This is a genomic window from Rhodoferax sp. (assembly GCF_023700745.1).
Taxonomy (GTDB): domain Bacteria; phylum Pseudomonadota; class Gammaproteobacteria; order Burkholderiales; family Burkholderiaceae_C; genus Rhodoferax.
Window position 1 is genome coordinate 1 of sequence record NZ_JAMPYG010000022.1, and the last position, 13,534, is coordinate 13,534.

A 13,534-nucleotide genomic window follows, 5' to 3' on the forward strand; every position below is an offset into this window, starting at 1 on the left:
ACGAACTCAAATACGACTCCCTGGACGCTTTGACCGCTGGCATCCGTCAGGACTGCGAGCACGCCCGTGCCTACTTTGCTACCTTGCGCCACCATGACCACTAAGACACCTGATGCCGTCGGCCCCGCCGGCAAAGCCGACTACCGCAGTACGCTGAACCTGCCTGACACCCCGTTTCCGATGCGCGGCGACCTGCCCAAGCGCGAACCGCAATGGGTCAAGCAATGGCAAGACAAAGGCCTGTACCAAAAACTGCGTGATGCCCGGCAAGGTGCGCCCAAATTCATCCTTCACGACGGCCCGCCCTACGCCAACGGCCAGATTCACATGGGCCACGCCGTCAACAAGATCCTGAAAGACATGATCGTCAAGGCGCGCCAGCTCAAAGGGCTGGACGCGGCCTACATCCCCGGCTGGGATTGCCACGGCCTGCCGATCGAGAACGCGATCGAGAAAAAGTTCGGCCGCAAACTGGCACGTGACGACATGCAGGCCAAGAGTCGGGCCTACGCCACCGAGCAAATCGACCTGCAGCGCGAAGACTTCAAGCGCCTGGGCGTGCTGGGCGACTGGGACCATCCCTACCGCACCATGGATTTCAAGAATGAAGCCGAAGAAATTCGTGCCTTCAAACGCGTAATCGAGCGCGGTTTTGTCTATCGCGGACTGAAACCGGTGTACTGGTGTTTTGACTGCGGCTCGTCGCTGGCCGAGTTCGAGATTGAATACGCCGACAAGAAATCGCAAACCCTGGACGTCGGTTTTTTGTGCGCCGAGCCGGCCAAACTGGCCAGCGCCTTCGGCCTGGACGCACTCGCCAAAGACGCGTTCGCTGTGATCTGGACCACCACCGCCTGGACCATTCCGGCCAACCAGGCGCTCAACGCCCACCCCGAACTCACCTACGCGCTGGTCGAGACCGAGCGCGGCCTGCTGGTGCTGGCCCAGGACCTGGTCAACGCCTGCCTGGAACGCTTTGGCCTGAGCGGCACGGTGCTGGCCACCACCAACGGCAAAGCGCTCGGCGGCATCCACTTCAAACACCCGCTCAGCGCGGTCGATACTGGTTATGACCGCTTGAGCCCGGTCTACCTGGCCGACTACGTCAGTGCCACCGATGGCACCGGCATCGTGCATTCAGCGCCTGCCTACGGTGTGGAAGACTTCAACAGCTGTGTGGCCCACGGCATGAAATACGACGACATCCTGAACCCGGTGCAAGGCAACGGTACTTACGCCGCCGACTTCCCGCTGTTTGGCGGCCAGCACATCTGGAAAGCCTGCCCGGTCATCATCGACACCTTGCGCGAAGCCGGTCGCCTGTTTTGCAGCACCGACATCGTGCACAGCTACCCGCATTGCTGGCGCCACAAAACACCGGTGATCTACCGCGCCGCTGCCCAGTGGTTCATTCGCATGGACGAAGGCGAAGGCGTTTTCACCAAGGACAAAGCGCCCCAATCACTGCGCAAGATTGCGCTGGAAGCGATTGAAAACACCGCGTTTTATCCCGAGAACGGCAAGGTGCGGCTGCGCGACATGATCGCCGGCCGGCCCGACTGGTGCATCAGCCGTCAACGCAGCTGGGGCGTGCCGCTGCCCTTCTTCCTGCACAAGGACAGTGGTGAATTGCACCCGCGCACCATGGAAATTCTGGACCTTGCCGCCGATATGGTTGAACAAGGCGGCATTGAGGCCTGGAGCAAGGCCAGCACCGAAGAAATTCTGGCGCGCGTGGGCTGTGCCGCTGACGCCCCCAGCTACACCAAGAGCAGCGACATTCTGGAAGTCTGGTTTGACTCTGGCACCACCCACACCACGGTGCTCAAGGGCTCGCATGCCGGCGCTGGACACGAAAGCGGCCCGGAAACCGACCTGTACCTGGAAGGCCACGACCAGCACCGCGGCTGGTTCCACTCGTCGCTGTTGACGGCCTGTGCCATGTATGGCCGAGCGCCCTACAAAGGCATCCTGACGCACGGCTTCACCGTGGACAGCAAGGGCCACAAGATGAGCAAGAGCGCCGGCAACGGCGTCGATCCGCAGGAAACCAGCAAGAAGCTCGGCGCCGAGATCATCCGTTTATGGGTGGCGGCCAGCGACTATTCGGGCGACATCGCCGGCGACGACAAAATTCTGGCGCGCGTGGTCGACACCTACCGCCGCATCCGCAACACCCTGAAGTTTTTGCTCGCCAACGTCAGCGACTTTGACCCGGCCATGGATGCCGTGCCGCTGGACCAGATGCTGGAAATCGACCGCTACGCCCTGAGCCGCGCCGCTGCCTTGCAGGCCGACATCCTGGCGCATTACGAGGTCTATGAATTTCATCCGGTGGTGGCCAAGCTGCAAATTTACTGCTCCGAAGATTTGGGCTCGTTTTACCTCGACATCCTGAAAGACCGGCTTTACACCACTGCGCCCAAATCGCTGGCGCGGCGCAGTGCGCAAACGGCGCTGTGGCAAATCACCCAGGCCATGCTACGCTGGATGGCGCCGTTTTTGAGCTTCACCGCCGAAGAAGCCTGGGCAGTGCTGGGTGAGTCGGGCAAAACGCCGGCGGCGACGCGCGAATCAATTTTCATGGACCGTTATGTTGCCATGGCAGAAGTCGATGCTGCGCGGCTGACCAAGTGGGCACGCATTCGCGAACTTCGCGACGCCGTCAACAAGGAAATTGAAGTGCTGCGCGCCGATGGCAAGCTGGGCTCGTCGCTGCAAGCCAACGTGGCCTTGACGGTGAATCCCGATGACCACGCCCTGCTGGCCAGTCTGGGTGAAGACCTGAAATTTGTCTTCATCACCTCCGCCATTGACTTGCATGCGGGTGAGGCCATGACCATCCAGGTCAGCACCTCGAACGGCATCAAGTGTGAGCGCTGCTGGCATTACCGTGACGATGTCGGCGTGGACGCAGCCCACCCCACACTGTGTGGCCGCTGCACCAGTAACCTGTTTGGCGCGGGCGAAGCCCGCAGGGTTGCCTGATGGCGCGCAAGCCGTTCACCCCCGCCGGGATCAACCTGCTGGCCTGGCTCGGCTGGGCCATGTTGCTACTGATTGCCGACCAATTCACCAAAGTGCTGATCATGGGCTACTACCAATTGGGCGATAGCACCACGGTGACCACTTTTTTCAACATTGTGCGGGTGCATAACAGCGGCGCGGCGTTTTCTTTTCTGGCCAGCGCGGGCGGCTGGCAGCGCTGGTTTTTTACCATCATCGGCGCGGGTGCCGCCTTGTTGATGGTGTGGCTGCTCAAAAAACATGCAGGACAAACACTGTTTGCCTTCGCCATCGCCAGTATTCTGGGCGGTGCCGTGGGCAACGTGATCGACCGCGTGCTGTACGGCTATGTGGTGGACTTTCTGGACTTTCACTGGCGCGGCTGGCACTTTCCGGCCTTCAATGTGGCCGACAGCGCCATCACCGTCGGCGCCGCCTGCCTGATCCTGGACGAACTGCTCAGGGTGCGGCGCGGGCGCTGAGTCTTACAAGGTCAAAATAGAGCAACCCGTGGTTTTGCGCGCTTCCAGATCGCGGTGCGCCTGCTGCACGTCTTCCAGCTTGTAGCGCTGGTCAATGTGGATCTGCACCTTGCCACTGGTCACGGCTTCGAACAGATCATCAGCCATGGCCTGTGTGCTTTCACGGGTTGAAATGTGGGTGAACAACGTCTGCCGCGTCACATACAGCGAGCCTTTGGCTCCCAGGATGCCGGGCGCAAACGGCGCCACCGGGCCTGATGCGTTGCCAAAGCTGGCCATCAGGCCAAACGGCGCCAAACAGTCGAGCGACTTGTCCCAGGTGTCCTTGCCCACCGAGTCATAGACCACCTTGACACCTTTGCCACCGGTAATTTCCTTGACGCGCGCCAGAAAGTCTTCGCAGGCGTAGTTGATGACAAACGCCGCACCATTGGCTTGGGCCAGCGCGCATTTGGCGTCCGAGCCTGCGGTGCCGATCAGCTGCAAACCCATCGCCCTGGCCCACTGGCAGGCAATCAGGCCGACACCGCCCGCCGCGGCGTGGAACAGGACGAAGTCACCCGGCTGCAAACCGCCCTGGGGTTGTGTTTTTTTGAGCAAGTACTGCGCTGTCAGGCCCTTGAGCATCATGGCCGCACCGGTTTCGAAACTGATGGCATCGGGCAGCTTGCAGACGCATTTGGCCGGCATCACGCGCAACTCGCAATAGCTGCCGGGTGGTTGACTGGCATAAGCAGCCCGGTCGCCAACCTGCAAATGCATCACGCCTTCGCCCACCGCCTCCACCACCCCAGCCGCCTCCATGCCGAGTTGCTGCGGCAGCGTCATCGGGTAAAGGCCGCTGCGCTGATAAACATCAATAAAGTTCAGCCCCACGGCATGATGGCGGATGCGGATCTCACCGGGCCCGGGTTCTGCCACGTTCACGTCCACCAGCCTGAGCTGCTCTGGCCCGCCATGTTGGTCAATACGAATGGCGCGCGATGAAGTCGTTGTCATCTTCAAGTTCCTGAAAAGTTAATCTGAAACGATGTTGCCACGATTCAGCCATCAAAGCTGCCACAAGGGCATCAGGCATCACCCCAAGCCTTGTTACAGTCTTGCCATGCATGCCAAACTGAGCCCCAGCACCATTTTCTTGTTAACCCTGCCGCCCATATTCTGGGCTGGCAACGCCGTGCTGGGGCGACTGGTCGCCCCGCTGGTCTCCCCCATGACGCTCAACCTGCTGCGCTGGGCCATTGCCTTTGTTTTGCTGCTGCCGCTGGCCGCCCCGGTGCTGCGCCGTGACAGTGCCCTGTGGCCCAGCTGGCGACGTTTTGCGGTACTGGGGTTGCTCAGCATTGGCGGCTACAACGCCCTGCTCTACCTGGCGCTCAACACCTCCACCCCGATCAATGTGACTTTGGTAGGCGCCAGCACGCCGGTCTGGACGCTCCTCATAGGACGCATTTTCTTTGGCATCCGGATTTCAGGCAAGCAATGGCTGGGCGCCTTGCTGTCGATCAGCGGCGTGTTGCTGGTGTTAAGCCGGGGGCAGCTGGACGTGCTCTTGCAAGTGCACCTGGTACCGGGTGACCTCTACATCCTGCTGGCGTCCGCTGCCTGGGCTTATTACAGCTGGATGTTGGCCCACCCGACCACCGAACCGGACGGGATCAGGAAGGACTGGTCTGCGTTTTTGCTGGCGCAAATTGCCTTTGGCCTGGTCTGGTCGGGCCTGTCTGCGGGCGTGGAGTGGTCGCTGGGTTGGGGTCGACTCGATGTGAGTTGGGGCCTGGCTTTGGCCTTGCTGTTCATCGCCATGGGCCCGGCCCTGCTCGCTTACCGTGCCTACGGCGCCGGAGTGGCACGGGCTGGCCCGTCGGTGGCCGGTTTTTTCATCAACCTGACACCTTTGTTCACCGCCGTGCTGTCAGCCGCTTTTTTAGGGGAGCTGCCGCACCTGTACCACGCCCTGGCGTTTGTGCTGATCGTGGGCGGCATCTGGGTGTCAGCTTCGCGGCGGTGAAGCAACAGGTCGCGCCTCAGGCAGCCCCGATATTGGGCACCAGACTGCCCGCATCGTGACCGCCTTTGAGCGCCGAAGTAAACGCCAGCATGCGATCAATCGGCAGCCGGGCCCGAGGGATGATGGCGGGGTCCACCTGCACCTCGTTGGCGCCGGTTTCCAGCACACGGGCCACATCAGCCAGGCTGTTCATGGCCATCCAGGGGCAGTGGGCACAGCTTTTGCAGGTGGCACTGTTGCCCGAGGTGGGGGCTTCCAGAAACAGCTTGCCGGGGTTGAGGGTGCGCAGTTTGTGCATCATGCCATTGTCGGTAGCCACAATAAACACGTCGGCGTCCATCTCATGGGCTGCCTTGAGGATGCCCGAGGTCGAACCCACGGCATCCGCCAGCGCCACGACCTCGGCCGGCGACTCGGGATGCACCAGTACCTTGGCACCCGGGTGCTGCTGCATCAGGCTTTGCAGCTCAAGGGCCTTGAACTCGTTGTGAACAATGCATGAGCCGTTCCACATCAGCATGTCGGCACCGGTTTCGCGCTGGATATAGCTGCCCAGATGACGATCAGGAGCCCACAGTATCTTGTGGCCCTTGTTTTTAAGCGCCTTGACAATGTCGAGCGCGCAGCTCGAAGTGACCAGCCAGTCTGAGCGCGCCTTGACCGCCGCGCTGGTGTTGGCATAGACCACCACGGTACGGTCGGGATGGGCATCACAAAAAGCGCTGAATTCATCCGCCGGACAGCCCAGGTCAAGTGAACAGGTGGCTTCGAGGTCGGGCATCAACACACGTTTTTCAGGCGACAGGATCTTGGCCGTTTCTCCCATGAAACGCACGCCAGAGACCACCAGCGTCTGCGCCGAATGGTCGCGACCAAAACGGGCCATCTCCAGCGAGTCGCTGACCAGGCCACCCGTTCCTTCGGCCAGGTCCTGCAAGTCGGGATGCACGTAGTAATGCGACACCATCACCGCATTTTTTTCCCTGAGCAGGCGGCGGATCTTGTCTTTCAGGACCGCACGCTCAGCCCGGCTGGGTTCTTCGGGCACCCGTGCCCAGGCATGTTTGGTGGCGCAGACCGAGCCACTGGCATCGGCTAGCGGCTGCTCATAGTCAACTTCTTTGACGGTCATGTTCATGGCTACCTCCCGATTCTGAAAAATCAACGTTTGTTCGCGCCGTTTATAGCGGCTCCGTGGCAAATCGCATCGAAAAATCGACTGCCTTGATGTCTTTGGTCAGGGTTCCAATTGAAATGCGATCCACGCCGGTGGCTGCTATAGCGCACACCGTCGACAGGTTGACCCCGCCCGACACCTCCAGAATAGCGCGGCCGGCATTGAGTTGCACCGCCTCATGCAACTGGGACAAACCCATGTTGTCGAGCAATACCATGCCAGCGCCAGCATCGAGTGCCTCGCTCAATTGGGCCAGGGTTTCGATCTCGATTTCGATAAAACGGGCCTGCGGCGCCACCAAAGCGGCTTTGTGCAACACAGCGGTCACGCCACCGGCTGCGGCAATGTGGTTTTCCTTGATCAGGACCGCGTCATACAGTCCCAGCCGATGGTTGAGTCCGCCGCCGATATGGACCGCGTACTTTTGCGCCAGACGCAAACCAGGCAGCGTCTTGCGGGTGTCGACAATGCTAGCCTGACTGCCAGGCACATCGCTGATGGCCTGCACGTAGTCGCTGGTTTTGGTGGCAACGGCGCTGAGCAATTGCAAAAAGTTCAGCGCGGTACGTTCGGCCGTCAGCAAGGCCCTGGCCTGGCCATGGATTTCCAGTACCACCTGGTCGACATGGCAGCGATGGCCCTCAGGGACGAGCCAGGCGATGTCGACTTCGGGGTCCATCTGGCGCAAGGCGGCTTCGGCCCAGGGCTGTCCGCAGATCACGGCGCTCTCTCGTGCCAGCACGCGGGCATGGGCGCGCAATGTCGGATCGACCAGGCCAGCGGTCAGGTCGCCGGCGCCCACATCTTCCTGAAACGCTCTGGCGACATCGGCAGTTGCCAGTTCAGCCAGAAAAGTGGGGGAAAAATCAAAATAAGCAGTCATGTCAAAGTGTCCCTGTTCAAACGCTCAATTTCAAGAGGCCACGTCAAGTTGCTCGACAGTGGGCTCCCGCCCCATCAGATCAGCCACCGCCTGCTGCGGCGTCAACAGGCCGTCGAGCAAGGCCACCACGGCTTGGGCGATCGGCATGTCCACGCCCAGGTGCGCGGCGCGCTGCACCACGGTGCGGGCGCTGTAAACACCCTCGGCCACATGGCCCAGCGCGGCCGTGGCTTGCGTCAGGGTCTGGCCCTGCGCCAGAGCCAGCCCGACCTGCCGGTTGCGCGATAAATCGCCAGTGGCGGTCAGCACCAGATCACCCAAGCCGCTCAAGCCCATGAAGGTGGTGGCCTGGGCACCCAGCACCAGCCCGAGGCGGGTCATCTCGGCCAGACCCCGTGTGATCAGGGCGGCGCGGGCATTGAGCCCCAGCCCCAATCCATCACACAGGCCGGTGGCAATGGCCAGCACGTTTTTGACGGCACCGCCCACCTCGACGCCGACGATGTCTTCATTGGCATACACCCGCAAAGCGGGGCCGTGGAAGGCCGTCACCAGAGCTTGGCGCACCGATTCGTGCGCACTGGCTGCCACGAGGGCGGTGGGTTGACCCCGCGCCACCTCAAGCGCAAAGCTGGGACCACTGAGCACACCGGCCTGCATGGCGGGCGCAACCTGGGCCTGAATTTCGTGGCCCAGCAACCCGATGTCACCCAGCACCGAGGCTTCGAAACCTTTGCAAACCCAGGCCACCGGTGCCGCGCAGGACGCCAGCACCGTCAGCATGGGCCGCAAGGCCGCCATCGGCGTCGCAACGACCACCAGATCGGCATCGACCACCAAGGCCTTGAGATCGGTCAAGGGGTCGGCGCTGAACGCGAGCGCAGGCGGCAAGCGCACACCCGGCAGATACCGCGTATTTTCACGCTGCACCTGCAACGCCGCCAGCTGCACGGGGTCGCGCGCCCACAGCGTCACGGCATGGGTCGCAGGTTGACGGGCAGCACTTGCCGCCAGTGCCGTACCCCAAGCGCCAGCCCCCAGAACGATGATTTTCATTTCGGCTCAGGCCGGCGTCAAGGCAGCACGCAGATGCCGGACATGAAGATTACTGTGCCGGAGCCGGCTCAGCCTGCGCCGCTTGCTGCTGCTCGTACATGGCCTGGAAGTTGATTTCTGAAAGGTGCACGGGGGGGAAGCCACCGCGTTGAATCAAATCAGCCACATTGCCGCGCAGGTAGGGATAAACGATTTGCGGGCAGGCAATGCCCATGATCGGGCCCATTTGCTCTGGCGGCAGATTGCGGATCTCGAAAATACCCGCTTGTGTGGCTTCGACCAGAAACACGGTCTTGTCCTTGATTTTGGTTTGCACGGTGGCGGTCACCATGACCTCAAATACACCGTCGGCCACTGGGCCGGCATTGACACCCAACTGGATGTCCACGGTGGGCTGCTCCTGTTCGAGCAGGATGGCAGGGGAATTGGGTTGTTCCAGCGACGCTTCTTTGAGATAAACGCGTTGAATTTGAAAAATGGGGTCTTGGGTTTCAGCCATGAGGGTCTTTCAGTTAAAAAAGCGGTTTTTGCATCCGAGCGATGCAGAGAAATATTGGTGTTTTTCAGGCCGCCTGTAACAGCGGCGTCAGGCCACCCTGGGCGTCGAGGGCGACCAGGTCATCACAGCCACCGACATGGGTGCTGCCAATGAAAATTTGCGGCACGGTGCGGCGCCCAGTGGTCGCCATCATCTGGTCGCGCTCAGCGGGAAGCTGGTCAATGCGAATTTCTTCAATCTGCTCAACGCCACGGGCTTTGAGGAGTTGTTTGGCGCGGATGCAATAAGGGCAAACGGCGGTGGTGTACATCTTGACGGCTTGCATTTTGGTCTCCCCGGTTCAGGCTTTTTCTACCGGCAAATTGGCCGAGCGCCAGGCGCCCAGGCCACCGGCCAGCGACTGCACATTTTCATAGCCCAACTTTTTGGCAATGCCAAGGGCCCGGCTGCTGCGCGCACCCGACTGGCACACCAGAATCACGGGCAAGGCCTTGTTCTTGACCAGGGTGGGCAACTTGGCTTCCAATTGCCCCATTGGGATGTTTTTGGCACCAATCGGGTGACCTGCGGCAAATTCGTTGGGCTCGCAAATGTCGATCAACACGGCTTTTTCACGGTTGATCAGTTGCACCGCGCCATCCGGTGTCAAGTTGCCCTGGCCGGCACCTTTGATCATCGGCATCATCAGCATGGTGGCCGCCGACAGGGCAACGGCAATCAACATCCAGTTATCAAGAATAAATTTCACGGGTAATTTCCTAGGTAAGGGACTTGTAGCAAGCCGCGCATTTTAGAATGCAGCAGCAGCATTGCCCCGACGCCTGCATTTATTCCTTTATTTAACATGCATAAACTCGTTTTGATTCGTCATGGCGAATCCACCTGGAACCTGGAAAACCGCTTTACCGGCTGGACCGATGTGGACCTGACCCCGGAAGGCCTGGAACAGGCCAAAAACGCTGGCCGGCTGCTCAAGGCCGAAGGCTATGAATTTGACATCGCCTACACCAGCGTCCTGAAGCGCGCCACACGCACCCTGTGGCATGTCCTCGATGAAATGGACCGCACCTGGCTGCCGGTGGTCAACAGCTGGCGCTTGAACGAACGTCACTACGGCGCGCTGCAAGGCCTCAACAAATCCGACATGGCCAAACAATATGGCGATGCCCAGGTGCTTATCTGGCGCCGCAGCTACGACACGCCGCCCCCTGCGCTGGAACCTACCGACCCGCGCTGCGAGCGCAGTGATGTGCGTTATGCCAAGTTGAACCCAGAGCAGGTTCCGCTGACGGAATGCCTGAAAGACACCGTGGCGCGCGTGATGCCGTTCTGGAACGAAGCACTGGCCCCCGCCCTTCGGATGGGCAAACGGGTGGTGGTGGCGGCCCATGGCAACTCGATCCGGGCGCTGGTGAAATACCTCGACAACATTTCCGACGACGACATCGTCGGCCTGAACATCCCCAATGGCATCCCCCTGGTCTATGAGCTCGACGATGAGCTTAAACCGATTCGCCATTACTATCTGGGCGATGCAGCGGCTGCGGCCAAGGCAGCTGCTGCCGTTGCAGCACAGGGAAAACAATAATTTTTGCGACAGCAAGGAACCCTGGCGGAGTACATCACTCCAAATGGGTCACGCTTAAGCGCTCACAGGGTCTGGAAACACAATGGGTCACAAATTAAAAGTCGCTGGATGGATCTCGGTTGGCGTGGTTGCCGGCGCACTGACCACCGTGTCTTTGCAAACGGTGGCGCGAGGTGCGCTGGCCCCCTTGCCGCTGGAAGAACTGCAGCAATTGGCAGCCGTCTTCGGCATGGTCAAGACCAATTATGTCGAACCGGTGGATGAAAAAAAGCTCATCACCGACGCCATCGCCGGCATGGTGGCCGGACTGGACCCGCACTCGGTGTACCTGGACAAGAAAGCACTGAAAGACTTCAATGAAGGCACGACCGGCAAATTTGTCGGCGTCGGTATTGAAATTTCACAGGAAGACGGTCTCATCAAGGTGGTGTCGCCGATTGAAGACTCTCCGGCGGACCGTGCCGGACTCAAACCCAATGACCTGATTGTCAAAATTGACGACACGCCCGTCAAAGGCATGACGCTCAACGAGGGCGTCAAGCGCATGCGCGGCGAACCCAATACCAAAGTGGTGTTGAGCATTTTCCGCAAGGACGAAAATCGAACCTTCCCGGTCACCATCACCCGTGAAGAAATCAAGACCCAGAGCGTCAAGGCCAAAATGATCGAATCCGGCTACGCCTGGGTGCGCATCAGCCAGTTCCAGGAACGCACCGTGGCCGACTTTGCGCGCAAGGTGGAAGAGATCTACAAGCAGGAGCCACAGCTCAAGGGCCTGGTGCTCGATTTGCGCAATGACCCCGGGGGCTACCTGGATGCGGCAGTAGCCATTTCAGCAGCGTTTCTGCCCGAGAACGTGACCGTGGTGTCGGCCAATGGCCAACTCGAAGAAAGCAAGTTCGTTTACAAAGCCTCACCGCGCTATTACCAACGCCGCGGGGGTGTCGATCCGCTGAAACGCCTGGAAGAGGTCACACGCGGTGCGCTCAAGACCGTGCCATTGGTGGTGCTGGTCAACGAGGGCTCGGCCTCGGCCAGCGAGATTGTGGCCGGTGCGCTGCAGGACCACCAACGCGCCAAGCTGCTTGGCAACCAGACCTTCGGCAAAGGCTCGGTGCAGACCGCGGTCTGCCTGGATTCGGCTTACCGCATGGACAACTGTCCTACGGCAGCGCTCAAACTCACCACCAGCCGCTATTACACGCCCAGTGGCAAGTCGATCCAGGCCAAGGGTATCGTGCCTGACGTGATGGTCGACGAAAGCGCTGACGGCAACCTGTTTGCCGCCCTGCGCACGCGCGAGGCTGACCTTGAAAAGCACCTGTCCAGCGGCCAGGGCGACGAGGTCAAGGACGCCGCGCGCGAAAAAGCCCGTGAAGAAGCCCGCATCAAGTTCGAAGAAGAAATGAAGAAACCGGCGTCCGAGCGTCGTTTGCCCGAATTGGGTTCGGCCAAGGACTTTCCCCTGACCCAGGCCTTGAACCAGCTCAAGGGGCTGCCTGTGGTGGTCAGCAAAACCCTGGTCGAGCGGCCCGAAACGCCAAAAGAAAATTAAAGGCAGGCATGACCGACGACGAGTTGCTGCGCTACTCGCGCCACATCCTGCTCAATGAGGTCGGGATCGAAGGCCAGGAGCGCATCCTGGCGGCCAAGGCACTCATCATCGGTGCCGGCGGCCTGGGCTCGCCGGTCGCGTTGTACTTGGGCTCGGCCGGCGTCGGCCACATCACCGTGGTCGATCACGACACGGTGGACATGACCAATCTGCAGCGTCAGGTGGCCCACACGGTGGATCGCGTCGGCAGCCCCAAGGTGCAGTCCATCCAGACGGCCATTGCCCAGATCAATCCGGGAGTGCATGTGACCGCGGTACAACAGCGGGCCGACGCCGCGCTGCTGAACCACCTGGTCGCCCAAGCGGACGTGGTACTGGATTGTTGCGACAACTTTGCCACCCGCCACGCCATCAATGCAGCCTGCGTGGCGCACCAGAAACCGCTCGTCTCGGGAGCGGCCATTCGTTTTGACGGCCAGTTGAGCGTGTACGACGCACGCAACGACCAATCCCCCTGCTACGCCTGCGTGTTCCCGCCCGAGACCACTTTTGAAGAAACCCGCTGCGCCACCATGGGCGTCTTTGCGCCACTGGTGGGCATCATTGGCACGATGCAGGCGGCCGAGGCGCTCAAATTGATCACGAGCGCCGGCCGTCCCCTGACCGGTCGCCTGTTGATGCTGGACGGCCGCGCCATGGAATTCACCGAGCTTCGCATCAGCCGTCACGCGGCTTGCCCGGTGTGCGGTAGCCCGGCACCCGCACCCGCCCAAGCTTGAACGCCTAGCGCCCGGTTTGACAAGGGCCGTGGCGCTTACGAAAGTCGCGCGGCAACTCGGCCGCCGGGTCGGCAAACAAGCCCAATCCGGCTGCTTTTGCCGAGGCTTCCTGAACCGCATAAGGTCCCGCACTGCCGCGCCAGCGACTCGACCAGGCATGACCGGCACCGACCAAAGTCGCGCCCACATCACGTCCGTCGACCTGCAGACGGGCCAGGTCGCGGCCATAGCTGTCCTGAAAGTCCACACTCACCTGCACTGGCTGCTTGGCCACCAGGGCTTGCAGTGCAGCACGCGCCGCCATGCCGCCGGCCTGGCATAACTCAGGCGCATCGAGTCCGAGCAAGCGCACTTTACGCGGCGCGACGCCACGCCCGGGCTTGATCCACAGGGTGTCGCCATCCGACACATGCGTGACCTCGCCCAGCCAGACCCTGGCGTGCGCACAGAGCGGGAACAACAAGCCGATACAAAGAATTTTTTGCCACATGGAAAAAC

15 protein-coding genes are annotated in these 13,534 nt (G+C 60.9%); 7 read left to right on the forward strand and 8 right to left on the reverse strand.

The window, feature by feature from the left end; all coding sequences use genetic code 11:
* The 3 genes from NDJ10_RS13870 to lspA form a co-directional block, all read left to right on the forward strand.
* Nucleotides 1-104: riboflavin kinase (locus NDJ10_RS13870; RefSeq protein ID WP_296163400.1), on the forward strand; the 104-nt coding region annotated here is incomplete at its 5' end.
* Nucleotides 94-2,988 carry an isoleucine--tRNA ligase gene (gene ileS / locus NDJ10_RS13875; RefSeq protein WP_296163318.1) on the forward strand — a complete coding sequence of 965 codons (2,895 nt, stop codon included), beginning with the start codon at nucleotides 94-96 and terminating at the stop codon, nucleotides 2,986-2,988. The genes NDJ10_RS13870 and ileS, both read left to right, overlap by 11 nt.
* Nucleotides 2,988-3,488, forward strand: a complete 501-nt coding sequence (gene lspA / locus NDJ10_RS13880) for a signal peptidase II (protein ID WP_296163321.1) — start codon at nucleotides 2,988-2,990, stop codon at nucleotides 3,486-3,488. Before ileS ends, lspA begins: the two co-directional genes overlap by 1 nt.
* Nucleotides 3,489-3,491: 3 nt before the next feature.
* On the opposite strand, the gene NDJ10_RS13885 is transcribed toward lspA, so the two are convergent.
* Entirely contained in the window at nucleotides 3,492-4,487 is a 996-nt protein-coding gene (locus NDJ10_RS13885) for a quinone oxidoreductase (protein ID WP_296163322.1), read from the reverse strand.
* 106 nt (nucleotides 4,488-4,593) lie between these two features.
* On the opposite strand from NDJ10_RS13885, the gene NDJ10_RS13890 reads away from it, so the two are divergent.
* Nucleotides 4,594-5,499 (forward strand): DMT family transporter, encoded by a 906-nt coding sequence (locus tag NDJ10_RS13890; RefSeq protein ID WP_296163324.1) that lies wholly within the window; start codon nucleotides 4,594-4,596, stop codon nucleotides 5,497-5,499.
* Between the two features lie 16 nt (nucleotides 5,500-5,515).
* Here NDJ10_RS13890 and nadA read toward each other — a convergent pair whose 3' ends face one another.
* The 6 genes from nadA to NDJ10_RS13920 form a co-directional block, all read right to left on the reverse strand.
* Nucleotides 5,516-6,637 (reverse strand): quinolinate synthase NadA, encoded by a 1,122-nt coding sequence (gene nadA / locus NDJ10_RS13895; protein ID WP_296163326.1) that lies wholly within the window; start codon nucleotides 6,635-6,637, stop codon nucleotides 5,516-5,518.
* Between the two features lie 43 nt (nucleotides 6,638-6,680).
* Nucleotides 6,681-7,559, reverse strand: coding sequence for a carboxylating nicotinate-nucleotide diphosphorylase (nadC, locus tag NDJ10_RS13900; RefSeq protein ID WP_296163327.1), 879 nt, complete (start codon nucleotides 7,557-7,559; stop codon nucleotides 6,681-6,683).
* Between the two features lie 30 nt (nucleotides 7,560-7,589).
* Nucleotides 7,590-8,615, reverse strand: coding sequence for an NAD(P)H-dependent glycerol-3-phosphate dehydrogenase (locus NDJ10_RS13905; protein ID WP_296163330.1), 1,026 nt, complete (start codon nucleotides 8,613-8,615; stop codon nucleotides 7,590-7,592).
* Between the two features lie 49 nt (nucleotides 8,616-8,664).
* Nucleotides 8,665-9,114 carry a protein-export chaperone SecB gene (secB, locus tag NDJ10_RS13910; RefSeq protein WP_296163332.1) on the reverse strand — a complete coding sequence of 150 codons (450 nt, stop codon included), beginning with the start codon at nucleotides 9,112-9,114 and terminating at the stop codon, nucleotides 8,665-8,667.
* Between the two features lie 64 nt (nucleotides 9,115-9,178).
* Nucleotides 9,179-9,439: a glutaredoxin 3 gene (grxC, locus tag NDJ10_RS13915; RefSeq protein ID WP_296163334.1), complete on the reverse strand. Its 261-nt coding sequence runs from the start codon at nucleotides 9,437-9,439 to the stop codon at nucleotides 9,179-9,181.
* A 15-nt stretch (nucleotides 9,440-9,454) separates the two neighbouring features.
* On the reverse strand, nucleotides 9,455-9,862 hold the full coding sequence (locus tag NDJ10_RS13920) for a rhodanese-like domain-containing protein (protein ID WP_296163336.1): 408 nt from the start codon (nucleotides 9,860-9,862) through the stop codon (nucleotides 9,455-9,457).
* A 96-nt stretch (nucleotides 9,863-9,958) separates the two neighbouring features.
* Here NDJ10_RS13920 and gpmA point away from each other — a divergent pair, with 96 nt between their 5' ends.
* From gpmA to moeB, 3 genes are all read left to right on the forward strand, one after another.
* Entirely contained in the window at nucleotides 9,959-10,702 is a 744-nt protein-coding gene (gene gpmA, locus NDJ10_RS13925) for a 2,3-diphosphoglycerate-dependent phosphoglycerate mutase (RefSeq protein ID WP_296163339.1), read from the forward strand.
* Between the two features lie 82 nt (nucleotides 10,703-10,784).
* Nucleotides 10,785-12,257 (forward strand): S41 family peptidase, encoded by a 1,473-nt coding sequence (locus NDJ10_RS13930; protein WP_296163341.1) that lies wholly within the window; start codon nucleotides 10,785-10,787, stop codon nucleotides 12,255-12,257.
* A gap of 8 nt (nucleotides 12,258-12,265) precedes the next feature.
* Nucleotides 12,266-13,036 (forward strand): molybdopterin-synthase adenylyltransferase MoeB, encoded by a 771-nt coding sequence (moeB, locus tag NDJ10_RS13935; RefSeq protein ID WP_296163343.1) that lies wholly within the window; start codon nucleotides 12,266-12,268, stop codon nucleotides 13,034-13,036.
* Between the two features lie 4 nt (nucleotides 13,037-13,040).
* On the opposite strand, the gene NDJ10_RS13940 is transcribed toward moeB, so the two are convergent.
* Nucleotides 13,041-13,526 (reverse strand): thermonuclease family protein, encoded by a 486-nt coding sequence (locus NDJ10_RS13940; RefSeq protein WP_296163345.1) that lies wholly within the window; start codon nucleotides 13,524-13,526, stop codon nucleotides 13,041-13,043.
* Between the last annotated feature and the right edge of the window lie 8 nt (nucleotides 13,527-13,534).

Coding starts and splice junctions, on each gene's coding strand:
- ileS (WP_296163318.1), top strand. CDS start 94: ATGACCACTAAGACACCTGATGCCGTCGGCCCCGCCGGCAAAGCCGAC.
- lspA (WP_296163321.1), top strand. CDS start 2,988: ATGGCGCGCAAGCCGTTCACCCCCGCCGGGATCAACCTGCTGGCCTGG.
- NDJ10_RS13885 (WP_296163322.1), bottom strand. CDS start 4,487: ATGACAACGACTTCATCGCGCGCCATTCGTATTGACCAACATGGCGGG.
- NDJ10_RS13890 (WP_296163324.1), top strand. CDS start 4,594: ATGCATGCCAAACTGAGCCCCAGCACCATTTTCTTGTTAACCCTGCCG.
- nadA (WP_296163326.1), bottom strand. CDS start 6,637: ATGAACATGACCGTCAAAGAAGTTGACTATGAGCAGCCGCTAGCCGAT.
- nadC (WP_296163327.1), bottom strand. CDS start 7,559: ATGACTGCTTATTTTGATTTTTCCCCCACTTTTCTGGCTGAACTGGCA.
- NDJ10_RS13905 (WP_296163330.1), bottom strand. CDS start 8,615: ATGAAAATCATCGTTCTGGGGGCTGGCGCTTGGGGTACGGCACTGGCG.
- secB (WP_296163332.1), bottom strand. CDS start 9,114: ATGGCTGAAACCCAAGACCCCATTTTTCAAATTCAACGCGTTTATCTC.
- grxC (WP_296163334.1), bottom strand. CDS start 9,439: ATGCAAGCCGTCAAGATGTACACCACCGCCGTTTGCCCTTATTGCATC.
- gpmA (WP_296163339.1), top strand. CDS start 9,959: ATGCATAAACTCGTTTTGATTCGTCATGGCGAATCCACCTGGAACCTG.
- NDJ10_RS13930 (WP_296163341.1), top strand. CDS start 10,785: ATGGGTCACAAATTAAAAGTCGCTGGATGGATCTCGGTTGGCGTGGTT.
- moeB (WP_296163343.1), top strand. CDS start 12,266: ATGACCGACGACGAGTTGCTGCGCTACTCGCGCCACATCCTGCTCAAT.
- NDJ10_RS13940 (WP_296163345.1), bottom strand. CDS start 13,526: ATGTGGCAAAAAATTCTTTGTATCGGCTTGTTGTTCCCGCTCTGTGCG.